Below are 22,735 nucleotides of genomic sequence, written 5' to 3' on the forward strand. Positions count from 1 at the left end.
CGCGCTCCGGCGGGCGGCAGGATGTCGGCGCGGGGCTGCATGGAGCTGATGGAGAGACTGGCGAAGGAACGGCGGGCGCGGCTGGCGGCCGAACGCCTGCTGGAACAGCGCACGCGCGAGCTGTTCGCCGCCAACGAGAAGCTGGCCGTCCATGCCCGGTCGCTGTCGGACCAGATCGTCGAGCAGCGGCAGGTCGTCCATTCCGCCCGCTCCGAGGCCGAGGAGCTGAAGGGCCAGAACAGCCGCTTCCTGCACGACCTGAACCGCGCCCATACCGCCGCCGTCATGGCCGAGCAGCGGCTGCGCGAATCGATCAACACCATCCGCGACGGCTTCGCCGTCTTCGACGCCGACCTGAACCTGGTGATGGCGAACCACGCCTATCTCGCCTTCTTCGAGGGGCAGGGCATCGGCCCCGGCATCGGCTACACCGACCTGCTGCGCCTGGCCGCCGCCAAGGCCGACCCGCAGGGCGAAGAGGCCGGGGCCTGGGTCGCCCGCATGTGCGCCCGCATCGCCGGCAACCGGATCGAGGCGGAGACGCTGCGGCTCGCCAACGGCAGCTGGATCAGGATGGTCGACCGCCGCGCCCGCGACGGCGACATGGTCAGCCTGGTCATGGACATCACCGAGCAGATGCGGATCTGGGCCGCGATCGACGCGCTGCCCGATGCCTTCGTGCTTTTCGACAGGGAGGAGAGGCTCTTGACCTGCAACCAGCGCTACCGCGACATGTTCCCCGACAGCACCGCGGCCATGGTGCCCGGCACCACCTTCGAGGAATTGCTCCGCCACGGCCTGCGGAACGGCCATGTCCCCGCGGCGGCGGGGCAGGAGGAAACCTGGCTCGCCTCCCGCCTGCGCCGGTTCCGCGAGGCGAAGGAGACCACGGAAACCCGGCTCTCCAGCGGCCGGGTGATCCTGGAATCGGATCACGTCACCCCGGACGGCGGCCGGGTCGGCCTGCGCACCGACATCACCCAGCTGCGCGAACAGCAGCTGGCGCTGGAGGCCGCCCGCAAGCAGGCCGAGGCGGCGAGCCGCGCCAAGTCGGCCTTCCTGGCCAACATGTCCCACGAGATCCGCACCCCGATGAACGGTGTCGTCGGCATGGCGGAACTCCTGTGCGACACCGGCCTGACCGAGGAGCAGCGGCTCTTCGCCGAGACCATCCGCTCCTCGGGCGAGGCGCTGCTGGCGATCATCAACGACATCCTCGACTATTCCAAGCTGGAAGCCGAGCGGATGACCCTGCACCCCGAGCCCTTCGACCTGGAGCGCACGATCCACGAGGTGACGATGCTGTTGCAGCCGCGGGCGCGGGAAAAGGGCATCGACCTGATGATCGACTTCGACCTGTTCCTGCCCACCCGCTATGTCGGCGATCCGGGCCGGCTGCGGCAGGTGCTGACCAACCTGATCGGCAATGCGGTGAAGTTCACCGAACAGGGCCATGTGCTGACCCGCGTGGTCGGGATGGAGGCCGGGGACGGCCGCCAGCAGCTGCATGTCACCGTGGAGGACACCGGCATCGGCATCGCGCCGGAACACCTCGACCACATCTTCGGCGAGTTCAACCAGGTCGAGGACGAAAGGAACCGCAAGTATGAGGGCACCGGGCTGGGGCTGGCGATCACCCATCGGCTGATCGAGCGGATGGGCGGCGCGGTCTGGGTCGACAGCGAGCCGGGCAAGGGGTCTTCCTTCGGCTTCCGCGTCACCCTGCCGGTGGCCGAGGGCGCGGCGGCGCTGCGCCAGCCGGTGACGCTGCGTCGGGCGCTGGTGGTGGACGACCAGTTCATCAACCGCACCATCCTGGAACGCCAGCTGGCGCCCTGCGGCATCAGGGTCACGCTCTGCCGCTCGGGCGCCGAGGCGCTGGCGGCGCTGGCTGCCGATCCGGGTTACGACGTGCTGCTGACCGACCATGCCATGCCCGGGATGGACGGGCTGGAACTGGCGGCGAAGGTGCGGGCGGCGGGACATGTGCTGCCGGTGGTGCTGCTGTCCTCCAACCCCGCCGCGGCGAAGGAGAGCGAGGGTGCGGCCTGCATCGACGCCTTCCTGCAGAAGCCGGTGCTCCGGGCCGATCTCTACCGCCGGCTGGAGGAACTGTCGGTCCCGGCGGTGGCAGAGCCGGAGCCGCCGCCTGCCCCGGCAGGCGCGCGGCAGATGCGGGTGCTGGCGGCGGAGGACAACCGCACCAACCAGCTGGTGTTCCAGAAGATGGTGAAGGGCATCGACATCGACCTGCGCTTCGCCGGCAACGGGCGCGAGGCGGTGGAGCTGTGGCGCGACTGGCGCCCCGACCTGATCTTCATGGACATCTCGATGCCCGAGATGGACGGCAAGGACGCCGCCCGCGCCATCCGCGCGGCGGAAGCGGGCGGGGCGCATGTGCCCATCGTCGCGCTGACCGCCCATGCGATGGAGGGCGACGCCGAGGGCATCCTGGCGGCGGGCATCGACCGCTACCTGACCAAACCGCTGCGCAAGGCGGCGATCACCGCCGCGCTGGCCGAGTTCTGCCCGGCCGAGGCGCGATCGCTGGCCGAAGAGGATGCGGCGTGACGGGGCTTGTCGCCGGCCCGCGAAGAGAGACGAAACGGACCGCTACGCCTGCTCAGGCAGCCTGTTCCTGCGGCTCCGCCCGGGTGAACACCAGCCGGTCGCCCTCGGACAGGTCGGCGCGGAAGCCGTAGCCGCCGGCGGTGAAGCCGCGCAGGGCCTCCGGGTCGGTCAGGTGATTGTCGCAGAGGAAGCGGGCCATCGCGCCACGCGCCTTCTTGGCCCAGAAGGAGACGATCTTCGCCTCGCCATTGCGTTCCTCAAGGAAGACCGGGGTGATCACCCGCAGCTTCAGCGCCTTGCGCTGTGCCACGGTGAAATATTCGACCGAGGCGCAGTTCACCAGCACCTCGGTCCCCATCTCCGCCGCCTGCCGGTTCAGCGCCTTCGCCACCCGGTCGCCCCAGAAGGCATAGAGGTCCGGCCCGCGCAGGTTTTCCAGCCGCGTGCCCATCTCCAGCCGGTGCGGCTGGATCGCGTCCCAGGGCCGCAGCAGCCCGTAAAGGCCGGAGAGGATGCGCAGGTGCCCCGCCGCCCAATGGCGGGCGTCGGGCTCCATCGTCGCGGCCTCCAGCCCGGCATAGGTGTCGCCGGCGAAGCATTGCACCGCCGCCATCGCCTGCCCGGGGCCGGGCTTGCGGCGGAAGGCGGCAAAACGGTCGCGGTTCAGCCGGGCCAGCGGCTCGGACAGGTCCATCAGATCGCGCAGGTCCTGCACCGACAGCTCGCGCGCCCGCTGCACCAGCCGCCAGGTCTCGGCCGGGAAATCCGGCTCGGTCAGCGCCACCCCTTCGGGCAGGGCCTTCGGCCTTTCGTCCAGCCGCTTGGCCGGCGAGATCACGCAGAGCATCGCTTCCCCCTATTCCTCGTGCAGGATCGCCAGGAAGGCCGGGCCGAAGCGCTCGGCCTTCTGCGGGCCCATGCCCTGCACCCGTTCCAGTTCATCCAAGCTGCGCGGCCGCCGCTCGGCAATCTGGCGCAGCGTCGCATGGGTGCAGGAGAGCGGCTTGCCCGTCCCGTCCGCGCCGCGCTGCAGCCGCAGCTGCACCTCGGCCAGCCGGTCGAAGACCGCGCCCTCGGGACGGCCGGCCAGCGCCATCCGCGCCGGATGCGGCGCCTCCACCGCGCCGGCGATCACCGACAGGAAGGCAAGGCCGTAGCTTTCCAGCTTCTTCGCGCCGACCCCGGTGATCCCCGCCATCTGGTCCAGCGTCACCGGCCGCTTCTCGGCCATCTCGATCAGGGTGCGGTCGGGGAAGATCACATAGGCCGGGACCGCGGCGGCCTCGGCCAGCGCCCGCCGCTTGGCCTTCAGCGCCGACAAGAGCGGCGCGTCCTCGTCGTCCACCTGCACCCGGGCGGCGAATTTCGGGGTGGCGCGGGGGGCCTCCTTGCGGAAGGCCACCGTTTCCTCGCCGCGCAGCACCGGGCGGGCGGCTTCGGTCATCCGCAGGGCGCCGTGGCGTTCGGGATCGGGCCGGACGAAATCGCGGCCCATCATCTGGCGGAAGACGGTGCCCCATTCGGTCTTCGTGAGTTCCCGCCCCACGCCGAAGGTGGGCAGCTGGTCGTGGCGGCGGGCGCGGACCTTCTCGGTCATCGACCCGGTGAGGATGTCGACCAGATGCCCGGCGCCATAGCTTTCGCCGGTGCGCAGCACCGCCGACAAGGCCTTGCGCACGGCTTCGGTGGCGTCGAAGACCTCGGCCGGCCGGTCGCAGAGGTCGCAATTGCCGCAAGGGCCGCTGTCCTCGCCGAAATAGCGCAGCAGCACCTGGCGGCGGCAGCCGATGGCCTCGGCCAGGCCGAGAAGAGCGTTCAGCCTTCCATGGTCGGCCTGTTTCCGCTCCAGCGGTGCCAGCCCCTCGTCGATCTGGCTGCGGCGGAAGCGGATGTCGTCGGCGCCGTAAAGCGTCAGCGTCTCGGCCGGCGCGCCGTCGCGGCCGGCACGGCCGATCTCCTGGTAATAGCCCTCGATCGACTTCGGCAGGTCGGCATGGGCGACCCAGCGGATGTCGGGCTTGTCGATGCCCATGCCGAAGGCGATGGTGGCGACCACGATCAAACCATCGTCGCGCTGGAAGCGGGTTTCGACCAGCCGGCGCTCGTCCGGGTCCATGCCGCCATGATAGAACAGCGACGGATGGCCGGCGGCCTGCAAGGCGGCGGCCAGGGTTTCGGTCTTCGCCCGCGTGCCGCAATAGACGATGCCGGACTGGCCCTTGCGGGCAGCGGCGAAGCGCAGGATCTGGTCGCGGGGGGAGTCCTTCGCGGCGAAGGCCAGATGGATGTTCGGCCGGTCGAAGCCGCGCAGGAAGGTGTCCGGCGCCTGCCCGTCGAAAAGGCGGGTGACGATCTCGGCCCGCGTCTCCTCATCCGCCGTTGCGGTGAAGGCAGCCACCGGCACCTGCAGCGCGCGGCGCAACTCGCCGATGCGCAGGTAGTCGGGGCGGAAGTCGTGGCCCCACTGGCTGACGCAATGCGCCTCGTCCACCGCGATCATCCGCACGCCGATCCGGCGCAGCAGCGGCACGGTGGCGGTGGAGGCCAGCCGCTCGGGCGCCATGTAGAGGAGCCGCAGCCGTCCCTCGTCCAGCGCGGCGAAGACCTCCTCGGTTTCCTCGTCGGTGTTGCCGGAGGTCAGGGCGCCCGCCTCCACCCCCGCCGCGCGCAGGCCGCGGACCTGGTCGCGCATCAACGCGATCAGAGGGGAGATGACCACGGTCACGCCGTCCCGGCACAGCGCGGGCAACTGGTAGCACAGCGACTTGCCGCCGCCGGTGGGCATGATGGCAAGGGTGTTGCGCCCCGCCATCACGGCGGCGACGATCTCTTCTTGCCCCGGGCGGAAGCCGGGGAAGCCGAAGACACGGCGGAGAATTTCGGCGGCCTGCTCCACGGGTCAGAACCCGCCGGTCGCCACGAGCCGTTGCAGGAAGAAGACCACGATGATCACGATCAGCGGCGCGAAGTCGATGCCGCCGGTGGCGGGCAGCATCCGGCGGATGCGGGAATACAGCGGCTCCAGCAGCTGATTCAACCCGTGCCAGACCTGGCCGACCAGCGGCTGGCGCAGGTTCAGCACCTGGAAATTGATCAGCCAGGACATGATGATATGGATCAGGATGATCCATTGCGCGATGCTCAGGATCAGCAGCAGCGTATCGCGGATCGCAATCATTGGTGTTTCCTCCGGGCCAGACGCCAGATGTTGTAGAACAGCTACCCCTTGCGCCACAAGGGCGATAGGCAACGCCGGGTCACGCTTGCCTTCGCGCCCGGCTTCCGCCAAGCCGGGACCCGGAACAGGAGGCCCGGATGTATCCCTATCTGCGCATGATTAAGGAAATCCTGAAATTTCGCGGCGCGCCGAAGCTGCATCCCTTCGACCCCCATGTCAGCCACCACCTCTGCTGGCCCTGGGACATCGACCCCTGGATGGAGTTGAACAACGGCCGCACGCTGACGCTGTATGACCTGGGCCGGATTCCGATGGCGGGGCGGACCGGGCTGCACCGGATCGCGCGGGGAAAGGGCTGGGGGCTGGCGGTGGCCGGGGCCTCGGTCCGCTACCGCAAGCGGGTCAAGATGTTCGACCGGATCGAGATGCGGACACGGCTGATCGGCTGGGACCACCGCTTCGTCTACATGGGGCAGAGCATGTGGGTGCGCGGCGAATGCACCTCGCAGGCGCTGCTGCGGTCGGCGATCACGCAAGGCAAGCGCGGGATCGTGCCGCCGGCCGAGATGGCGGCGGCGCTCGGCCTGCCGGGGGAAAGCCCGGACCTGCCGCAGTGGGTGCAGGCCTGGATCGAGGCCGACGCACAGCGGCCCTGGCCGCCGGAGCACTGACGCAGGCAGCTTGCGCCGGGGGGCTTTTCCGGTTTCACTCGCCGCAACGATACAGGGGCAGGGGACGGGAATGGTTTCTCCACGGAAACGCATCTGGGGCTGGTATTTCTTCGACTGGGCCAGCCAGCCCTACAACACCCTGCTGCTGACCTTCGTCTTCGGCCCCTATTTCACCGAGATCGCCATCGGCTACTACCTGGGCCAGGGGCTGGACGCCGATGCCTCGGCCGCGGCGGCGCAGAGCTTCTGGGGCTGGGGCATCGCCGCCAGTTCGGTGCTGATCGCCATCTTCGCGCCGATCCTGGGCGCGGTGGCCGACACCACCGGGCGGCGGCTGGTCTGGGTCTGGTTCTTCTCGGCCTTCTACGTCATCGGGGCGACGGCGCTGTGGTGGGTGGCCCCGGGCGGCGGGGTGGAGGTGCTGTTCTGGGCGGTGGCCTTCTTCGGCATCGGCTTCATCGGCATGGAATTCGCCACCATCTTCACCAATGCGCTGATGCCCTCGCTGTCCGACCACGACGAATTGGGCGCCATCTCCGGCTCGGGTTTCGCCTTCGGCTATCTCGGCGGGCTGGTGGCGCTGGTCCTGATGCTGGGGCTGTTCGTGCCGAACCCCGAGAACGGGCTGACCTACCTGGGCCTGCCTCCCCTTCTGGGCGAGGATGCCGAGACCCAGGTCGGCACCCGCTTCGTCGGCCCGTTCACCGCGCTGTGGTATGTCGTCTTCATGGTGCCCTTCTTCCTGTGGGTGAAGGAGCCCCGCACCGCCGCCGCGCGGGTCGACCTGGGCCGGGCGCTTTCGCAGGTGAAGGAGATGCTGGCCTCGCTGCGCTTCCGCGACAGCCTGAAGGCCTATCTCCTGTCCTCGCTGCTCTACCGCGACGCGCTGAACGCGCTTTATGCCTTCGGCGGGGTCTATGCGAAGGGCGTGCTGGGGTGGAGCATCGGCCAGATCGGCATCTTCGGCATCGTCGGCGCGGTGACGGCGGTGCTGGCCTCGTGGATCGGCGGACGGATGGACCGCCGCTACGGGCCGAAGCCGGTGATCTCGACCAGCATCGTCGTGCTGATCGCCATCTGCCTGGTGCTGGTGGGGATGACGCGCGAGCAGGTCTGGGGCTTCGCGCTGGATCCGGCCGGCACCTCGGCCGACGTGATCCTGTTTTTCTGCGGCGCGGTGATCGGCGCCGCCGGCGGCACGGTGCAGTCGGCCAGCCGCACCATGATGGTCCGCCACACCACGCCCGAGCGTGCGACCGAGGCCTTCGGCCTGTTCGCACTGTCCGGCAAGGTGGCCAGCTTCGTCGCGCCTTCGCTGATCGCGCTGGTGACCGGGATCAGCGGATCGCAGCGCATCGGCTTTTCGCCGCTGATCCTGCTGTTCCTCATCGGCCTGATCCTGCTAGTCTGGGTCAACCCGAAAGGTGAGCAGTCAAGATGATCCTCCGTTCCCTCGCCGCCGCGCTGCTCGGCGCGGCGCTGCTGGCCGCTCCGGCCCAGGCCGAGAAGCTGGCCAACAAGCTGTTCGGCGCCCATGTCGCGCCGTCGAACCAGAAGCCGATGCCGATCGGCTCCTACGCCCGCGGCTGCGCGGCGGGGCTGGTGGAACTGCCGCAGACCGGGCCGACCTGGCAGGCGATGCGGCTGTCCAGGAACCGCAACTACGGCCAGCCCGAGATGATCCGCTTCCTGGTCGACCTGTCGGAGACGGCGGCGGCGCTCGGCTGGGGCAAGGGGCTTTACATCGGCGACATCAGCCAGCCGCGCGGCGGACCGATGACCAGCGGCCACGCCTCGCACCAGATCGGGCTGGACGCCGACATCTGGTGGCTGGCGCCGAAGCGGCTGGACCTTTCGGCCAAGGAGCGGGAGAACATTTCCTCGATCCCGATGCGCTCGGCCGACCAGCTTTCGGTCACCGCCAGCTGGGGGCCGCGGGCGCGGGCGCTGTTGAAGGCCGCCGCCAGCGACCCGCGGGTGGACCGGGTCTTCGTGGCCGCCGCGATCAAGATCGAGATCTGCAAGACCGCCACCCGGGCCGACAAGAAATGGCTGCAGAAGGTGCGCCCCATCGCCGGGCACGACACCCATTTCCACGTGCGGCTGAAATGCCCCAAGGGCGCCCGGCTCTGCGAGACGCAGAAGCCCACGGTGGCCGAACTGTCCAAGGGCGGCGACGGCTGCGACGAGACGCTGACCTGGTGGGTGACCGATTACCTGAACCCGCCGAAGCCGACCAAGAAGAAGAAAAAGACCGACGAGGACGCGCCCCGCAAGAAGGGGCCGCGCGAATTCACCCTGGCGGACCTGCCGAAGCAATGCCGCGACGTTCTCGCCTCGGACTGATCGCGGCGGCGCTGGTTTCCATCGGCCTGTCGGCCGGGGCGGCAAGCGGCGATCCGGCGGAGTTCCTGTCCGCCTTCCGCTGGACGGGCGAGGATGCCCGGCTGGGCGGCCTGTCCGCCATCGACCTGTCGCCCGACGGCAGCCGCTTCGTGGTGCTGTCCGACCGCGGCGCGATGGCCGAGGGCCGCTTCCTGCGCGACGGCGAGGGCGCGATCACCGGCATCGAGGTCCCGCCGCTGACCCTGCTGGAAGACGGCGACGGCGCCCCGCTGCGCCCCGGCCGCAGCGACAGCGAGGGCATCGCCCGGGCGCCCGACGGCACCATCTACATCTCCTTCGAGGGCGCGGCGCGGGTGCTGGCCTACGACCGGATCGGCGGCCCGGCCCGCAGCCTGCCCCGGCCCGAAGCCTTCCGCCGGATGCAGGCCAATTCCGCGCTGGAGGCGCTGGCGATCGACAACCGCGGCCGGCTTTTCACCCTGCCGGAACGCTCGGGCGCCGAGGACCGGCCCTTCCCGGTCCATGTCTTCGACGGCAGGGCCTGGTCGCAACCTTTCTCGATCCCGCGCGACGGCCCGTTCCTGCCGGTGGGCGCCGATTTCGGCCCCGACGGCCGGCTCTACCTGCTGGAGCGCGATTTCCACGGTCTCGGCGGCTTCGCCAACCGCGTCCGTGCCTTCACCCTCGGCCCCGACGGCCCGCTCGATGTCGAGGTGGTGTTGCAGACCCGCCTCGGCAGCCGCGACAACCTGGAGGGCATCGCGGTCTGGCGGGACGACCGCGGCCGCATCCGGCTGACCATGGTCTCGGACGACAATTTCCGGTTCTTCCTGCGCCAGCAGGTGGTGGAATACGTGCTGCCGGTTGACGGCCGCCCCGTCGGGGGCTAAAGCGCGCCGTCCCCGGGAAAGGCCCGCGGACCAAGTCTCCGCGACCTTGTCAAAACGGAACCCGAACATGACCCGTCTCCTGCCCGGCATCCTTGCCATGGCCGCCGTCGTGGTGGCCTCGAACATCCTGGTCCAGCATCCGCTCGGCGGCTATCTGACCTGGGGTGCGCTGACCTATCCCTTCGCCTTCCTGGTCACCGACCTGACCAACCGGCTGCAGGGCGCCGCCGCCGCCCGCCGCGTGGTGCTGGCGGGCTTCGCCGTCGGCCTGATCTGTTCCTTCATCGGCACCCGGATCGAGGGAGAGTTCGGCCCGCTGGTCACGCTGCGCATCGCGCTCGGCTCCGGCGCGGCCTTCCTGGCGGCGCAGCTGCTGGACGTGGCCATCTTCGACCGGCTGCGGCAGGGCCGCTGGTGGCGGGCGCCGCTGGTGTCGACGCTGGCCTCCTCGACGCTGGACACCTGCATCTTCTTCCCCACCGCCTTCGCCGCCGCGCTGACCTTCCTGGAGCCGGGCAACGATGTCGGCTGGGCCACCGCGCCGGTGCCGCTTCTGGGGATCGGGCCGGAAGCGCCGTTCTGGGCTTCGCTGGCGATTGCCGACTGGTGCGTCAAGATCGGCCTGGCGCTGCTCGCGCTTGTGCCTTTCCGCATCATTGTCGGCAGACTTGTGGCAAGGGTTGCGTAAAATCTGTTGACGAACACCAAATCTGTGTCACGCTCCCCTTATCGGCAACTTTTGAAAGGAGGTGATCCAGTGTCTAGAGGGATATTGGAGAGAGGTGTCGGGACAGTCAGGAGGAGTGTCTTCTAGGGGCAGCCCCCAACAGGACAGACCACTGATTGGGCCTTTCGATCCTAACTGGCCCATCTCCTTGGAACTCGGAAAGGGTCGCCCTGCGGGGGCGGCCCTTTCTCTTGTGGCGGGCCGTTCCCGCCGCTAGCCTGCCGCCCATGCTGCATGTCACCGAAACCCTGGCCATCGCCGACTGGGAACTGACCGAGTCGTTCATGCGCGCCTCGGGCCCGGGCGGGCAGAACGTCAACAAGGTCTCCACCGCCGTGGAACTGCGGTTCGAGGCGGAGCGGTCGCCGCATCTGGCCCCGCCGGTGAAGGCGCGGCTTAAGCGGCTGGCCGGGCGGAAATGGACGGCCGAGGGCGCCATCGTCATCCAGGTGGACGAGACCCGCAGCCAGGCCCGCAACCGCGAGATCGCCCGCGACCGGCTGGTGGAGATGATCCGCGCCGCGCTGGTGGCGCCGAAGCGGCGGATCGCGACGAAGCCGACGCTGGGCAGCCAGCGCCGGCGGCTGGCGGCCAAGACGGTGCGCGGCGAGGTCAAGGCCCTGCGCGGCCGGGTGGAGGACGACGAATGACCGAGACGCTTGCCGAACGCCGCGCCCGGCTGATGGGGCCGAACGTGCCGACCTTCTACCGGACGCCCGTTCATATCGTGAAGGGCGAGGGCGTCTGGCTCTGGGATGCGGACGGCAAGCGCTATCTCGACTGCTACAACAACGTGCCCCATGTCGGCCATTGCCACCCCAGGGTGGTGGAGGCGATCTGCCGGCAGGCCGCCACGCTGAACACCCATACCCGCTATCTGCACGACCTGGTGCTGGATTATATCGAGCGGCTGACCGCCACCTTGGGCCACGGGATTTCGCAGGCGATCCTGACCTGCACGGGCTCGGAGGCCAACGACATCGCGCTCAGGATGGCGCAGGCGGCGACCGGGGCCACCGGGATCATCGTCACCGACGCCACCTATCACGGCAACACCATGGCGGTGTCGCAGCTGTCCACCCGCAAGCCCCCCATCGGCGGGCGCTGGCCGAACGTGCGGCTGGTCCCGGCGCCGGACTCGCTGCGGCGGCCGGACCCGGACGGCCATATCTTCGCCGGCCATGTCCGCGCCGCGATGGCCGAGCTTGAAGCGGCAGGCTTCGGCACCTCGGCGCTGCTGATCTGCCCGATGTTCGCCAACGAGGGCCTGCCTTCGCTGCCGCCGGGCTGGCTGGCGGCGACCGAGGCGGCCCTGCGCGAGGCCGGCGCGCTGATCATCTCCGACGAGGTGCAGCCCGGTTTCGGCCGCGCCGGCAGCCATTTCTGGGGCCACGAACGCCTGGGTTTCCGCCCCGACATCGTGACCATGGGCAAGCCGATGGGCAACGGCCATCCGGTCGCCGGGGTCGCCACCACGCCGGCGATCATGGCCGCCTTCCGCAATGCCTTCAGCTATTTCAACACCTTCGGCGGCAATCCCGTCTCGGCCGCTGCCGCGCTGGCGGTGCTGGAGGTGATCCGGGACGAGGGGCTGCAGGAGAATGCCGCGACGACCTCGGCCCATGTGCTGGCCCGGTTGCAGGACCTGCGCCACCCGTTCCTGGCCGATGTGCGGGCGAACGGGCTGTTCTTCGGGGCCGAACTGATCGACGGCGACCAGCCCGCCACCGCCTTCGCCGCCGCGCTGGTGGAGAGCATGGTCGCCCGCGGCTTCCTGATGAACGTCATCGGCGCCGGGCGGAACATCCTGAAGATTCGCCCGCCGATGCCCTTCGGCATCGACCACGCCGACCTGCTGCTGGACGCGCTGGAAGACGCCCTGCGCGACACCAAGGTGCCGGCATGATCGAGGCCCTCGCGCAAGAGGCCGCTGCCCATTGGGGCGGCACCCCGCTGCGGCTGATCCGCAACCGCGAGAATGCGGTGTTCGAGATGCGCCTGCCCTCCGGCGCCCGCGCGGCGCTGCGGCTGCACCGGCAGGGCTACCAGCCCGAATCCGCGATCCGCTCCGAACTCTGGTGGTGCGCCGCGCTGGCCGCCGAGGGCGTCGATGTCCCCGCCGCCCTGCCCGACCGCGAGGGGCGGCTGCTGGTCACCCTGTCCACCGGCCGCGCGGCCTCGGTCATCGAATGGCTGGACGGTGAACCGCTGGGCGAGGCCGGCGTTCCCTTCGCCACTCCGCTGCCGCTTCTGCTCGACCGTCACCGCGCGCTCGGCCGGCTGATCCGCCGGCTGCACGACACCACGGCGGCGCTGACCCTGCCGCCGGATTTCCAGCGCCCCTGCTGGGATGTCGACGGCCTGACCGGCGAATCGCCATTCTGGGGCCGGTTCTGGGACCATCCCTCGGCCACCCCGGACCAGCGCGCCGTGCTGATCCGCGCCCGCCATACCCTGCGGGAGCGGCTGTCCGCCCTGCCCGGGGTGCAGCTGATCCATGCCGACGTGCTGCGCGAGAATGTATTGGTGAACGATAATTCTGTATTCCTGATCGACTTCGACGATTCCGGCTGGGGCTTCCCGCTCTACGACCTCGGCACCACGCTGTCGCAGAACCTCTACGAGCCCGCCTACACGGAAATCCGCGATGCGCTGATGGAGGGATACGGCACCGAAGACCGCGACCTGGTGGAGCTGATGACACTGGCCCGCACCTGCGCCAGCGTCGGCTGGACCATGCCGCGGCTGGCGCCGGAGGACCCGATCAACGCCCGCCATATCGCAAGGGCGGTGATGTGGGCCGAACGGCTGGCGGTCTGACGCAGGGAACGGCTTGCGCAGGACACGGCGAAGGTTTAGTCGCAAAACCGTTACATCCAGCATCGGGCGCCATCCGGCCCCCGCACCCCGGAAGACACCATGTTCAGGTTCATCAGGGCAATCATGCCGCGCTCGGACAATTTCTTCGAGCTGTTCGAGGCGCAGGCGAAGAAGGCGCAGGAAGCCGCGCTGACCCTGCGGCGGATCGTCGACGGCGGCCCGGGCACGGCCGAGAACTGCGCCCTGCTGTCGCGGCAGGAGGAAGAGGCGGACCAGATCTCCTACGAGGTGCTGCAATCCATCCGCCGCAGCTTCATCACCCCCTTCGACCGCTCCGACATCAAGGCGCTGTCCACTTCGCTGGACGATGCCATCGACCAGATGAACAAAACCGGCAAGACCGCCCTCCTCTACGACGTGACCGCGTTCGAGCCGAACATGCGCGCCATGGCGGACGGGGTGATCACGCTGTCGAACATCGTGGCCGAGGCGCTGCCGCTGATGCGCAACATCGCCACCAATTCCGCCCGGCTGCACGCGCTGGTGGGCGAGATTTCGCGGATCGAGGAACAGTCCGACCGGCTGAACGACGAAGGGCTGCAACTGCTGTTCCGGGCGAAGAAGGAAGATGCGCTCGGCTTCATCGTGGGGTCGCAGCTTTACGACCACCTCGAAAAGGTCTGCGACCGCTTCGAGGACGTGGCCCATGTGATGGGCGACATCGTGATCGAGCACGTCTGACCGAAGGCCCCCCCGGATGGACCCCGTCTCCGCCTCGTTCCTGCTGATCTTCCTGATCGCCGTCGCCCTGTTCTTCGACCTGCTGAACGGGATGCACGACGCCGCGAATGCCATCGCCACCATCGTCTCGACCAGGGTGCTGTCGCCCTTCGTGGCCGTCCTCTGGGCGGCCTTCTTCAATTTCGCCGCCTATTTCATCGGCACCCATTTCGGCTTCGAGGCCAAGGTGGCCTCGACCGTCGGCACGGGTCTGGTGGCGCCCGACCTGATCAACAACGCGGTGATCTTCGGCGCGCTGATGGGGGCCATCGCCTGGAACCTGCTGACCTGGTGGCTGGGCATCCCGTCCTCGTCGTCCCATGCGCTGGTCGGCGGCATCGTCGGGGCCGGCGTCGCCAAGGCGGGCTTCGGCGCCATCGTCTGGGGCGGGCTGTCGAAGACCGTGGTCGCCATCGTGCTGTCGCCGGTCACCGGCTTCTTCCTGGGCATCCTCCTGATCGTGCTGGTCAGCTGGCTGTTCCTCCGCGCCAATCCGGCCCGGGCGGATTCGGTGTTCCGCAAGCTGCAACTGGTGTCCTCGGCGCTGTATTCCATCGGCCACGGCTCGAACGACGCGCAGAAGACCGCCGGGATCATCGCGGTCCTGCTGTTCGCCAACGGCTATTACGAGGAATTCACCGTGCCCACCTGGGTGGTGGCCAGCTGCTTCACCGTGATGGGGATCGGCACCCTGCTGGGCGGCTGGCGGATCGTCCACACCATGGGGTCGAAGATCACCCGGCTGACGCCGATGCAGGGCGCCTGCGCCGAGACGGCGGGGGCGATCACCCTCTTCGGCGCCACCTGGATGGGGATTCCGGTGTCGACCACCCACACCATCACCGCCTCCATCGTCGGCGTCGGATCGGCGCGGCGGGTCCATGCGGTCCGCTGGGGCATCGCCGGGCGCATCGTCTGGGCCTGGGTGATCACCATTCCCGCCGCCGCGGTGATGGGGGCGCTGTTCTACCTCTTGGGCGCGCAGTTCATGTAGGTCAGACGAAGACCTCGGCCACCTGCTGCTCGCCCACCCCGAACACCCGCTTGTAACGCTCGATCTGGTCCGCCGGGCCCATGGCCTTGTTCGGGTTGTCCGAAAGCTTCACCGTGGGCCGGCCGTTGGCGGAGACCGCCTTGCAGACCAGGCTGAACGGCGCCAGCCCGTCGCCCGGCACCAGCCCGCGGAAATCGTTGGTCAGCATGGTGCCCCAGCCGAAGGACACCTTCACCCGGCCGTGGAACTGGGCGTAGAGCCGTTCGATCTCGGGCACGTCCAGCCCGTCCGAGAAGATCACCAGCTTCTGCGACGGGTCCTCGCCGCGCTGCTTCCACCAGCGGATCGCGGTTTCCGCCGCCGCCGCCGGGTCGCCACTGTCGATGCGGATGCCGGTCCAGCTGGCCAGCCAGTCGGGCGCGTTCTTCAGGAAACCCTCGGTGCCGTAGGTGTCGGGCAGCATGATGCGCAGGTTGCCGTCGTGCTCCTCGTGCCAGTCGGCCAGCACCTGATAGGGCGCCTGCGCTAGCTCGGCATCGTCCCGCGCCAGCGCGGCATAGACCATCGGCAGCTCGTGCGCGTTGGTGCCGATGGCCTCGATGTCGCGGCGCATGGCGATGCGGCAGTTGGAGGTGCCGGTGAACTTGTCGCCCAGGCCCTCCTGCAAGGCCTGCACGCACCAGTCCTGCCACAGGAAGCCGTGCCGCCGCCTGGTGCCGAAATCGGCCAGCTTCAGCCCGGGCAGCGCCCGCAGCCGCTCCACCTTCTCCCAGATCCGGGCCATGGCGCGGGCATACAGAACCTGCAACTCGAACTTGCCCATGTTCTTGAGGACAGCGCGCGAGCGCAGTTCCATCAGCACCGCCAGCGCCGGGATTTCCCACAGCATCACCTCGGGCCATTTACCCTCGAAGGTCAGCTCATACTGGCCATCGCGCTTTTCCAGATGGTAGGCCGGCAGGCGCAGGGCCTCGAACCATTCCATGAAGTCGGAGCGGAACATCTGCCGCTTGCCGTAGAAGGTGTTCCCCCGCAGCCAGGTGCTTTCGCCCCGGGTCAGCGACAGGCTGCGCACATGGTCCAGCTGTTCGCGCAACTCGCCCTCGTCCACCAGATCGGCCAGCCGCACCTTGGTGCTGCGGTTGATCAGGCTGAAGACCACGTTGGTCTCCGGCTTGTTGCGGAAGATCGACTGGCACATCAGCAGCTTGTAGAAGTCGGTGTCGATCAGGCTGCGGACGATGGGGTCGATCCGCCAGTTGTGGTTGTGAACCCGGGTTGCGATATCCACCACGTCAGATCTCCAGCGCCACGCCGGCGGCGCGCATTCCCTCGCGGGCGGCGGCCAGCGATCCGTTCAGGTCGATGGCCCGGGCTGCGCCTTCCAGAACCGTCACCCGATATCCCAGACCCGCCGCATCCAGCGCCGAATAGGCGACGCAATAGTCCAGCGCGAGGCCAACCAGCGTCACCGCCGCGATACCGCGCGCCTTCAGATAGCCGTCGAGGCCGGTGGCGGTCCGGCGGTCGTTCTCGAAGAAGGCCGAATAGCTGTCGATCTGCGGGCGGAAGCCCTTGCGGATCACCATCTGCACCGGGTCGGTATCGAGGTCGGGGTGAAAGGCCGCCCCTTCGCTGCCGATCACGCAATGCCGCGGCCACAGCACCTGCGGGCCATAGGGCATCTCGGTCAGGCTGAACGGCGCGGCGCCGGGGTGGTTGTCGGCGAAAGACAGGTGGTCCGCGGGGTGCCAGTCCTGTGTCAGGACGACGGTGGAGAACTTGCCCATCAGCGCATTGACCCGCGGGATGATCTGGTCGCCCCCGGCCACGGCCAAGGCGCCGCTGGGGCAGAAGTCGTTCTGCACGTCGATCACGATCAGCGCTTCATCCGCGGGTCGCATGGGCCTCTCCCACATCCTTGAAACATCTGCGTAAGTGCCGGGGCAGGTTGCGTCAAGCGAGCGGCTTGAAATCCGCCGCCGTCCGGCGCATGACGGCCCCATGCCCGTCATCGCCGCGCTTTACCATTTCACCCGGTTCGACGACCCCGCTTCGCTGCGGGGGCCACTCTTCGAGTTGTGCCTTGCGCAAGGGGTGAAAGGGTCGCTGCTGCTGGCGGGCGAGGGCGTGAACGGCACCATCGCCGGCCCGCGCGCGGGGGTGGATGCGGTGCTGGCGCATCTGCGGGCGCTGTCGGGCTGCGCGGGGCTGGAGTGGAAGGAAAGCCAGGCCGAGACGATGCCCTTCGGCCGGATGAAGGTGAAGCTGAAGCGCGAGATCGTCACCATGGGCGTGCCGGGCGTGGACCCGCGCGCCTCGGTCGGCCATTACGTCGCGCCGCAGGACTGGAACGCGCTGATCAGCGCGCCGGACGTGGCGGTGATCGACACGCGGAACGATTACGAGGTGTCTCTTGGCAGCTTCCGCGATGCGGTGGACCCGGGGACGCGCAGCTTCCGCGACTTTCCCAAGTGGTGGGAGGAGAACCGCGACCGCTTCCACAACAAGCGCATCACCATGTTCTGCACCGGCGGCATCCGCTGCGAGAAATCCACCAACTACCTGCTCTCGCAAGGGGTGGAGCAGGTCTTCCACCTGAAGGGCGGCATCCTGAAATACCTGGAGGACGTGCCTGCAGAAGCCTCGCTCTGGCAGGGCGAATGCTATGTCTTCGACAGCCGCGTCTCGGTCGGCCATGGGCTGCTTCCGGGACGGAACTCCAGCTGCGGCGCCTGCCGCCGGCCGGTCACGCCGGAAGGCCGGGCGCATCCCGACTACGAGGAAGGCGTCTGCTGCCCGGCCTGCGTGAACGACTATTCGGAAACCGACCGGGAAAGGTTCCGCGAGCGCCAGCGTCAGATGAAACTGGCCGAGGCGCGGGGCGAAAGGCATCTGGGGGCCGAGGGCTAGAGCCTGTCCGGCAAAAGTGGACTCCGGTTTTGCCGAAAGACAGGCGACCAATATAAAGCCAGAGCTAGTCCGATGCTTCTACCCGCATCGGACTAGCTCTGGCCCAGCATCTCCCGCACCATCGGGATCACCTTCTCGCCGTAAAGGCGGATGCACTCCATCAGCTGCTCATGCGGCATCGGCCCGGTGGCGTATTTCAGGTCGAAGCGCTGGATGCCGAGCGTCTTCACCGTATCCGCGATCTTCCGCGCCACCGTCTCGGGAGAGCCGACGTAAAGCGCGCCCTCCTCCACCTCGGCCAGATAGCGGTCCTTGGTCACCGGCGGCCAACCGCGCTCGCGCCCGATGCGGCCGAACATGTCGGCGTAATGCGGCCAGAGCGCCTCGCGCGCCGCCGCGTCGGTCTCGGCCACGAAGCCGGGCGAATGCACGCCGATGGGGCGCGGCGCTCGGCCCAGCTGGTCGCAGGCCCGCTGGTAGAGATCGACGTAGGGCAGGAACCGCCGGGCATCGCCGCCGATGATCGCCAGCATCAGCTGCAGGTCCTGCCGCACCACCCGCACCACGCTTTCGGGCGACCCGCCGACGCCGACCCAGACCACCATCCCCTCCGGCCCCAGCGGCGGATGGACGGCCTGATCCTTCAATCCGCTGCGGGTCTTGCCGCTCCATGTCACCTTGGGCCCGCGCAGGAGCCGGGCGAAGAGGTCCAGCTTCTCCTCGAACAGCAGGTCGTAGTCCGACAGGTCGTAGCCGAACAGCGGATAGCTTTCGGTGAAGGACCCCCGGCCGAGAATCGGCTCCGCCCGCCCGCCGGACAGCGCGTTCAGGGTGGAGAAGCGCTGGAACACCCGCACCGGATCGTCCGAGGAGAGCACGGTGACCGCCGTCCCCAGCCTGATCCGGCTGGTATGCCCGGCGATGGCCGCCAGCACGATCTCGGGCGAGGAGATGGCGAAATCCGGCCGGTGATGCTCGCCCAGCCCGATGAAATCGATCCCCACCCGGTCGGCCAGCGCCGCCTGCTCCACCACGTCGCGCAGAACCTCGTCCTGCCGCTTCAGCCGGCCGTCGGGAGCCAGCGAAACATCGCCGAACGTGTCCAGCCCAAGGGAAACTTCCATCGCGCACCTCCTTGCAGGCGGCGAAGATAGGGCGGCCCGCCCCGCCGGTTAAGGCGCATTCGGAGAGAGCTTCCTCCGCAGTCGCGCACTCAGGCCCCGTTCAAGCCTTGTCGCGCACCTTCAAGAGGCTGCCGTCCTGCTTCACCTCGAAGCGCGGCAGGCGGCGGATCAGGTCGGACAGCTTGGCCGCGCCATAGGTGCGGGTGTCGAAATCCGGGTTGCCCTGGGTGATGAACTGGCCGATCTGGCCCAGCGAATACCATTCGCCCTCCGGATCGATCGCCCGCATCGCCGCCGCGATCAGCGGGATCGCCTTGGCCGGGGCCTCCTTCCCCGCAGGCCGCGCCTCGGCCGGCGCCTCGGTGGGGGCATCGGCCACCGGCTTCGGCTCCTCCGTCCCGCCGACGAGGTTCTCGACATAGATGAACCGCTTGCAGGCCATGCGGAAGGCCTCGGGCGTCTTCTTCTCGCCAATGCCGTAGACATCCAGCCCCTGCTCGCGGATGCGAGCCGCCAGCCGGGTGAAGTCGCTGTCGGAAGACACCAGCACGAAACCGTCGAACAGCCCCGAATGCAGGAAATCCATCGCCGCGATCACCAGCCCGATGTCGGAAGCGTTCTTGCCCTTGGTATTGGCGAACTGCTGGTCCGCCACCAGGCCCAGAGCGGCCACCTTCTTCGCCCAGGCGTTCAGCCGCAGCGCCGACCAGTCGCCGTAGATGCGGCGAACCGAGGCTTCGCCCAGCGAGGCGATCTCCTCGAAGATCGCCTCGGCATGGGCGGCGGGGATGTTGTCGGCGTCGATCAGGACGCACAGGCGCGGGGCGCGGGGGTCTGCAGGCATCGGGAACTCCATTTCCCCCCTTGTCGCAGGCTTGGCGCACTCAGTCGAGGAAGAAGCGGTCGTGCACCTTCCAATAGGCCAGCAGGTCCGCGCCGGTGTCGTGCGGCAGCCCCAGCCGCCGCATCATCGCCAGGTCCACGCCCACCAGCCCCGCCATCCGCCAGGCCTCGCCGGTGGCGCGCTTCAGCTCCTCCCCGGCCAGGATGCAGTCCAGGTTGCCCGCGGCGACGGCGATGACATGAATGATGTCCAGCGCCGGCTCCTCCGGCCAGTCCTCGGCCAAGTGCCGCACCATGCGGCGCAGGTCGCCCCGGCCGCCGACAAGCACCTGAACGACGAACTCGATACGGCTTTCCACCCGAAGCCCACCCCAGCTACCCGGCCTTTGTCGCAAAGCCGGAAGCCAAGGTCACGCGGATTCGGGTGGGCGGCTCAGTAGATCACCACGCTCCGGATGCTTTCCCCCGAGTGCATCAGGTCGAAGCCCTTGTTGATGTCCTCCAGCTTCAGCGTGTGGGTGATCATCGGGTCGATCTCGATCTTGCCTTCCATATACCAGTCGACGATGCCCGGAACGTCCGTCCGCCCCCGCGCGCCGCCGAAGGCCGTGCCCTTCCAGACCCGCCCCGTCACCAGTTGGAACGGCCGCGTCTCGATCACCGCGCCGGCCGGCGCCACGCCGATGATGATCGACTGGCCCCAGCCGCGGTGGGTGCATTCCAGCGCATCGCGCATCACCTTGACGTTGCCGGTGCAGTCGAAGGAATAGTCCGCCCCGCCGATCTTGTCGAAGGGCGTCTTGGTCATGTCGACGATGTGCTGGACGACCGAGCCCTCGATCTTCTTCGGGTTGACGAAATGGGTCATGCCGAAGCGGCGGCCCCACTCCTCCTTGGCGTCGTTCAGGTCGACGCCGATGATCATGTCGGCCCCGGCCATCTTCAGGCCCTGGATCACGTTCAGCCCGATGCCGCCCAGGCCGAAGACCACCGCCTTCGCGCCGATCTCGACCTTGGCCGTGTTCAGCACCGCGCCGATGCCGGTGGTGACGCCGCAGCCGATGTAGCAGATCTTGTCGAAGGGCGCGTCCTCGCGCACCTTGGCCAGCGCGATCTCGGGCACCACCGTGTGGTTAGCGAAGGTCGAGCAGCCCATGTAGTGGTGGATCGGCGTGCCGTCCAGCATCGAGAACCGGCTGGTCCCGTCCGGCATCAGCCCCTGCCCCTGCGTCGCCCGGATCGAGGTGCAGAGGTTGGTCTTGCGGGACAGGCAGGACGGGCATTCCCGGCATTCGGGGGTGTAGAGCGGGATGACGTGGTCGCCCGGCTTCAGCGATTTCACCCCCGGGCCGCAGGCGATGACGATCCCTGCGCCCTCATGCCCGAGGATCGCCGGGAACAGCCCCTCGGGGTCGGCGCCGGACAGCGTGAACTCGTCGGTGTGGCAGATGCCGGTGGCCTTGATCTCGACCAGAACCTCACCCTCCTTCGGGTCGGCAAGGTTCACCTCCATGATTTCCAACGGCTTTCCGGGCGCAATGGCAACGGCGGCACGGGTGCGCATAGGCAAATCTCCCTCTTCCAGATTGCGGCAAGGCTGTGCGAAGCTGCGCCGGAATGCAACGCCGGAAACGACAGATGAAGCCGATCCCCGCCCTTTTCCTGCTTGGCCTCGCCCTCGGAGCGGCGGGCTGCGCCCCGCCCGCCGAGGCCCCGCCCGCGGCCGCCCCCGCGCAAAGGCCCTCCTCGGCCGACATGACCCCGGGGCTGAACGAGAAGGAGCCCGACACCTGCAAGGCCGTGCAGCTGAAGGGCCTGATCGGCCAGCCCTCGGGGATGCTGCGCACCCTGTCCGCGCCCGGGCCGGTGCGGGTGATCGCGCCGGATACGGTCTACGATCAGGAGGAATACCGCTCGGATCGGGTCAACGTCTTCGTCGATGGCGCGGATATGATACGCTATCTGTCCTGCGGCTGAGTCCGGCCGGTTTCACCAGAAAGGTCCTGCCATGGCCCGATCCCTTTCCCCGCTGCTCCTCGCCCTCCCGCTGGCCGTTGCCGCCTGCGTCGAAGAAACCCCGCCCGCGCCGGATGCCTGCGGCGCCTCGGCCCTGTCCGGGCTGGTCGGGCAGGACCGCAAGGTGCTGGAAACGATGAGGTTCGCCACCACGGTGCGGATCATCGAGCCGGGCTCGGCGGTGACGATGGACTACAGCGAGACCCGGCTGAACATCGAGCTGGACGGAAAGGGCACCATCACCCGGCTCAGCTGCGGTTGAGGGGCGGGCCGGCCCGCCCCTTTCCGCCTTATTTCATCACGCGATAGGTGCTGTGGCAGTCCTTGCAGGCCCCGCCCAAGGCGCCCAGCGAGGCGCCGATCGCCTCGGCCGAGGACACGTCGGCCGCCTCGGCCGCCGCCGCCAGCGCATCGGCCTTCTTCACGAAATCCTCCCAGGAGGTCCAGATCTCCGGCTTGGCCTCCGAAGTCGGGTCGGCCCCGCCCTGCGCCTCGAAAGCCTGCGGTATGCCGTGCGCGGCGGTCACCAGCGCCGCCTTCGCCGCCTCGGCGGCCGCGGCGTCATAGGGCACCTCGCCCTTGGCCATGCCGCCCAGCTTGCCCATCGACCCGCCGATGGTCTTCATCACGGTCTCGCGCGCCACGGCGGCGGGATCGGTGGCCTCGCCTTCGGCAAAGGCCGCCCCTGCCGCAAGCAGGGCTCCGGTGATGGCGATCTTCAACAGTTTCATACTCTGGCTCCCTGAGAAGGTTGGGTCGGCTGGATGACGAAGAACGGCGCCCGTGCAGGCGCCGGGCGCCATTAAAGCCGCCTTCGCCCGGCGCGCCGCATCACAGTCGCGTGAAAGGCCGCGCGTGAGAG

General features: G+C 68.7%; 24 protein-coding genes. 14 read left to right on the forward strand and 10 right to left on the reverse strand.

What is annotated here, in order from left to right:
• Positions 1–39 precede the first annotated feature (39 nt).
• Positions 40–2,571: a response regulator gene (locus G5B31_RS01775; protein ID WP_165013749.1), complete on the forward strand. Its 2,532-nt coding sequence runs from the start codon at positions 40–42 to the stop codon at positions 2,569–2,571.
• Between the two features lie 52 nt (positions 2,572–2,623).
• Here G5B31_RS01775 and yaaA read toward each other — a convergent pair whose 3' ends face one another.
• From yaaA to G5B31_RS01790, 3 genes are read right to left on the reverse strand one after another with little or no spacing between them, the layout of a single operon-like run.
• On the reverse strand, positions 2,624–3,418 hold the full coding sequence (yaaA, locus tag G5B31_RS01780; RefSeq protein ID WP_165013191.1) for a peroxide stress protein YaaA: 795 nt from the start codon (positions 3,416–3,418) through the stop codon (positions 2,624–2,626).
• A gap of 9 nt (positions 3,419–3,427) precedes the next feature.
• Positions 3,428–5,467: a DNA helicase RecQ gene (gene recQ, locus G5B31_RS01785; protein ID WP_165013193.1), complete on the reverse strand. Its 2,040-nt coding sequence runs from the start codon at positions 5,465–5,467 to the stop codon at positions 3,428–3,430.
• A gap of 3 nt (positions 5,468–5,470) precedes the next feature.
• Complete coding sequence (locus tag G5B31_RS01790) at positions 5,471–5,749, reverse strand: YggT family protein (RefSeq protein WP_165013195.1); 279 nt, start codon at positions 5,747–5,749, stop codon at positions 5,471–5,473.
• A 137-nt stretch (positions 5,750–5,886) separates the two neighbouring features.
• Between G5B31_RS01790 and G5B31_RS01795 the strand changes: the two genes are divergently transcribed.
• The 10 genes from G5B31_RS01795 to G5B31_RS01840 all read left to right on the forward strand — a co-directional run bounded on the left by G5B31_RS01795 (position 5,887) and on the right by G5B31_RS01840 (position 14,977).
• Positions 5,887–6,420: an acyl-CoA thioesterase gene (locus G5B31_RS01795; protein WP_165013197.1), complete on the forward strand. Its 534-nt coding sequence runs from the start codon at positions 5,887–5,889 to the stop codon at positions 6,418–6,420.
• A 70-nt stretch (positions 6,421–6,490) separates the two neighbouring features.
• Positions 6,491–7,861, forward strand: a complete 1,371-nt coding sequence (locus G5B31_RS01800; RefSeq protein WP_165013199.1) for an MFS transporter — start codon at positions 6,491–6,493, stop codon at positions 7,859–7,861.
• A complete protein-coding gene (gene mepA, locus G5B31_RS01805; RefSeq protein ID WP_165013201.1) occupies positions 7,858–8,766 on the forward strand; it encodes a penicillin-insensitive murein endopeptidase in 909 nt (302 codons plus the stop codon). The genes G5B31_RS01800 and mepA overlap by 4 nt, the downstream gene beginning before the upstream one ends.
• Positions 8,739–9,656 (forward strand): esterase-like activity of phytase family protein, encoded by a 918-nt coding sequence (locus G5B31_RS01810; protein ID WP_165013203.1) that lies wholly within the window; start codon positions 8,739–8,741, stop codon positions 9,654–9,656. The genes mepA and G5B31_RS01810 overlap by 28 nt, the downstream gene beginning before the upstream one ends.
• Positions 9,657–9,723: 67 nt before the next feature.
• Complete coding sequence (locus tag G5B31_RS01815; protein ID WP_165013205.1) at positions 9,724–10,344, forward strand: queuosine precursor transporter; 621 nt, start codon at positions 9,724–9,726, stop codon at positions 10,342–10,344.
• A 266-nt stretch (positions 10,345–10,610) separates the two neighbouring features.
• Complete coding sequence (gene arfB, locus G5B31_RS01820) at positions 10,611–11,033, forward strand: alternative ribosome rescue aminoacyl-tRNA hydrolase ArfB (RefSeq protein WP_165013207.1); 423 nt, start codon at positions 10,611–10,613, stop codon at positions 11,031–11,033.
• Entirely contained in the window at positions 11,030–12,289 is a 1,260-nt protein-coding gene (locus G5B31_RS01825) for an aspartate aminotransferase family protein (RefSeq protein WP_165013209.1), read from the forward strand. The genes arfB and G5B31_RS01825 overlap by 4 nt, the downstream gene beginning before the upstream one ends.
• Positions 12,286–13,203 carry a phosphotransferase enzyme family protein gene (locus tag G5B31_RS01830; protein WP_165013210.1) on the forward strand — a complete coding sequence of 306 codons (918 nt, stop codon included), beginning with the start codon at positions 12,286–12,288 and terminating at the stop codon, positions 13,201–13,203. The genes G5B31_RS01825 and G5B31_RS01830 overlap by 4 nt, the downstream gene beginning before the upstream one ends.
• 99 nt (positions 13,204–13,302) lie before the next feature.
• Positions 13,303–13,944 carry a DUF47 domain-containing protein gene (locus G5B31_RS01835; protein ID WP_165013212.1) on the forward strand — a complete coding sequence of 214 codons (642 nt, stop codon included), beginning with the start codon at positions 13,303–13,305 and terminating at the stop codon, positions 13,942–13,944.
• 16 nt (positions 13,945–13,960) lie between these two features.
• Positions 13,961–14,977: an inorganic phosphate transporter gene (locus tag G5B31_RS01840; protein WP_165013214.1), complete on the forward strand. Its 1,017-nt coding sequence runs from the start codon at positions 13,961–13,963 to the stop codon at positions 14,975–14,977.
• Between the two features lies 1 nt (position 14,978).
• Here the strand turns inward: G5B31_RS01840 and pncB are convergent, their stop codons facing one another.
• Both pncB and pncA read right to left on the reverse strand, forming a co-directional pair.
• The gene (pncB, locus tag G5B31_RS01845; protein ID WP_165013216.1) at positions 14,979–16,271 is read right to left on the reverse strand and encodes a nicotinate phosphoribosyltransferase; all 1,293 of its coding nucleotides are present in this window, start codon (positions 16,269–16,271) and stop codon (positions 14,979–14,981) included.
• Between the two features lies 1 nt (position 16,272).
• Positions 16,273–16,881, reverse strand: coding sequence for a bifunctional nicotinamidase/pyrazinamidase (gene pncA / locus G5B31_RS01850; RefSeq protein ID WP_165013218.1), 609 nt, complete (start codon positions 16,879–16,881; stop codon positions 16,273–16,275).
• Between the two features lie 100 nt (positions 16,882–16,981).
• On the opposite strand from pncA, the gene G5B31_RS01855 reads away from it, so the two are divergent.
• Positions 16,982–17,890, forward strand: coding sequence for a rhodanese-related sulfurtransferase (locus G5B31_RS01855; protein WP_165013220.1), 909 nt, complete (start codon positions 16,982–16,984; stop codon positions 17,888–17,890).
• A gap of 92 nt (positions 17,891–17,982) precedes the next feature.
• Here G5B31_RS01855 and G5B31_RS01860 read toward each other — a convergent pair whose 3' ends face one another.
• The 4 genes from G5B31_RS01860 to G5B31_RS01875 form a co-directional block, all read right to left on the reverse strand.
• Positions 17,983–19,014 carry an LLM class flavin-dependent oxidoreductase gene (locus tag G5B31_RS01860; protein ID WP_165013222.1) on the reverse strand — a complete coding sequence of 344 codons (1,032 nt, stop codon included), beginning with the start codon at positions 19,012–19,014 and terminating at the stop codon, positions 17,983–17,985.
• Positions 19,015–19,114: 100 nt separating this feature from the next.
• Positions 19,115–19,858: an NYN domain-containing protein gene (locus tag G5B31_RS01865; protein WP_165013224.1), complete on the reverse strand. Its 744-nt coding sequence runs from the start codon at positions 19,856–19,858 to the stop codon at positions 19,115–19,117.
• Positions 19,859–19,898: 40 nt separating this feature from the next.
• Entirely contained in the window at positions 19,899–20,216 is a 318-nt protein-coding gene (locus G5B31_RS01870; protein WP_165013226.1) for a hypothetical protein, read from the reverse strand.
• A gap of 74 nt (positions 20,217–20,290) precedes the next feature.
• Positions 20,291–21,421, reverse strand: a complete 1,131-nt coding sequence (locus G5B31_RS01875; protein WP_165013228.1) for an S-(hydroxymethyl)glutathione dehydrogenase/class III alcohol dehydrogenase — start codon at positions 21,419–21,421, stop codon at positions 20,291–20,293.
• Between the two features lie 74 nt (positions 21,422–21,495).
• Between G5B31_RS01875 and G5B31_RS01880 the strand changes: the two genes are divergently transcribed.
• Together G5B31_RS01880 and G5B31_RS01885 are read left to right on the forward strand one after the other, a co-directional pair.
• Positions 21,496–21,834 carry an I78 family peptidase inhibitor gene (locus tag G5B31_RS01880; RefSeq protein ID WP_165013230.1) on the forward strand — a complete coding sequence of 113 codons (339 nt, stop codon included), beginning with the start codon at positions 21,496–21,498 and terminating at the stop codon, positions 21,832–21,834.
• Positions 21,835–21,865: 31 nt separating this feature from the next.
• The gene (locus G5B31_RS01885) at positions 21,866–22,135 is read left to right on the forward strand and encodes an I78 family peptidase inhibitor (RefSeq protein ID WP_165013232.1); all 270 of its coding nucleotides are present in this window, start codon (positions 21,866–21,868) and stop codon (positions 22,133–22,135) included.
• Positions 22,136–22,163: 28 nt separating this feature from the next.
• Here G5B31_RS01885 and G5B31_RS01890 read toward each other — a convergent pair whose 3' ends face one another.
• The gene (locus G5B31_RS01890; protein WP_165013234.1) at positions 22,164–22,604 is read right to left on the reverse strand and encodes a cytochrome c; all 441 of its coding nucleotides are present in this window, start codon (positions 22,602–22,604) and stop codon (positions 22,164–22,166) included.
• Positions 22,605–22,735 lie beyond the last annotated feature (131 nt).

It is taken from the genome of Rhodobacter sp. SGA-6-6 (assembly GCF_011043545.1).
Taxonomy (GTDB): Bacteria; Pseudomonadota; Alphaproteobacteria; order Rhodobacterales; family Rhodobacteraceae; genus Pseudogemmobacter.

Excerpts from the sequence above, each read along its gene's own strand:
- G5B31_RS01880 (WP_165013230.1), top strand. The coding sequence starts at position 21,496 with ATGAAGCCGATCCCCGCCCTTTTCCTGCTTGGCCTCGCCCTCGGAGCG.
- G5B31_RS01830 (WP_165013210.1), top strand. The coding sequence starts at position 12,286 with ATGATCGAGGCCCTCGCGCAAGAGGCCGCTGCCCATTGGGGCGGCACC.
- G5B31_RS01885 (WP_165013232.1), top strand. The coding sequence starts at position 21,866 with ATGGCCCGATCCCTTTCCCCGCTGCTCCTCGCCCTCCCGCTGGCCGTT.
- G5B31_RS01775 (WP_165013749.1), top strand. The coding sequence starts at position 40 with ATGGAGCTGATGGAGAGACTGGCGAAGGAACGGCGGGCGCGGCTGGCG.
- G5B31_RS01810 (WP_165013203.1), top strand. The coding sequence starts at position 8,739 with ATGCCGCGACGTTCTCGCCTCGGACTGATCGCGGCGGCGCTGGTTTCC.
- arfB (WP_165013207.1), top strand. The coding sequence starts at position 10,611 with ATGCTGCATGTCACCGAAACCCTGGCCATCGCCGACTGGGAACTGACC.
- G5B31_RS01790 (WP_165013195.1), bottom strand. The coding sequence starts at position 5,749 with ATGATTGCGATCCGCGATACGCTGCTGCTGATCCTGAGCATCGCGCAA.
- G5B31_RS01800 (WP_165013199.1), top strand. The coding sequence starts at position 6,491 with ATGGTTTCTCCACGGAAACGCATCTGGGGCTGGTATTTCTTCGACTGG.
- pncA (WP_165013218.1), bottom strand. The coding sequence starts at position 16,881 with ATGCGACCCGCGGATGAAGCGCTGATCGTGATCGACGTGCAGAACGAC.
- G5B31_RS01890 (WP_165013234.1), bottom strand. The coding sequence starts at position 22,604 with ATGAAACTGTTGAAGATCGCCATCACCGGAGCCCTGCTTGCGGCAGGG.
- G5B31_RS01865 (WP_165013224.1), bottom strand. The coding sequence starts at position 19,858 with ATGCCTGCAGACCCCCGCGCCCCGCGCCTGTGCGTCCTGATCGACGCC.
- G5B31_RS01860 (WP_165013222.1), bottom strand. The coding sequence starts at position 19,014 with ATGGAAGTTTCCCTTGGGCTGGACACGTTCGGCGATGTTTCGCTGGCT.
- yaaA (WP_165013191.1), bottom strand. The coding sequence starts at position 3,418 with ATGCTCTGCGTGATCTCGCCGGCCAAGCGGCTGGACGAAAGGCCGAAG.
- G5B31_RS01840 (WP_165013214.1), top strand. The coding sequence starts at position 13,961 with ATGGACCCCGTCTCCGCCTCGTTCCTGCTGATCTTCCTGATCGCCGTC.
- mepA (WP_165013201.1), top strand. The coding sequence starts at position 7,858 with ATGATCCTCCGTTCCCTCGCCGCCGCGCTGCTCGGCGCGGCGCTGCTG.
- G5B31_RS01875 (WP_165013228.1), bottom strand. The coding sequence starts at position 21,421 with ATGCGCACCCGTGCCGCCGTTGCCATTGCGCCCGGAAAGCCGTTGGAA.
- G5B31_RS01795 (WP_165013197.1), top strand. The coding sequence starts at position 5,887 with ATGTATCCCTATCTGCGCATGATTAAGGAAATCCTGAAATTTCGCGGC.
- G5B31_RS01855 (WP_165013220.1), top strand. The coding sequence starts at position 16,982 with ATGCCCGTCATCGCCGCGCTTTACCATTTCACCCGGTTCGACGACCCC.
- G5B31_RS01815 (WP_165013205.1), top strand. The coding sequence starts at position 9,724 with ATGACCCGTCTCCTGCCCGGCATCCTTGCCATGGCCGCCGTCGTGGTG.
- G5B31_RS01835 (WP_165013212.1), top strand. The coding sequence starts at position 13,303 with ATGTTCAGGTTCATCAGGGCAATCATGCCGCGCTCGGACAATTTCTTC.
- G5B31_RS01825 (WP_165013209.1), top strand. The coding sequence starts at position 11,030 with ATGACCGAGACGCTTGCCGAACGCCGCGCCCGGCTGATGGGGCCGAAC.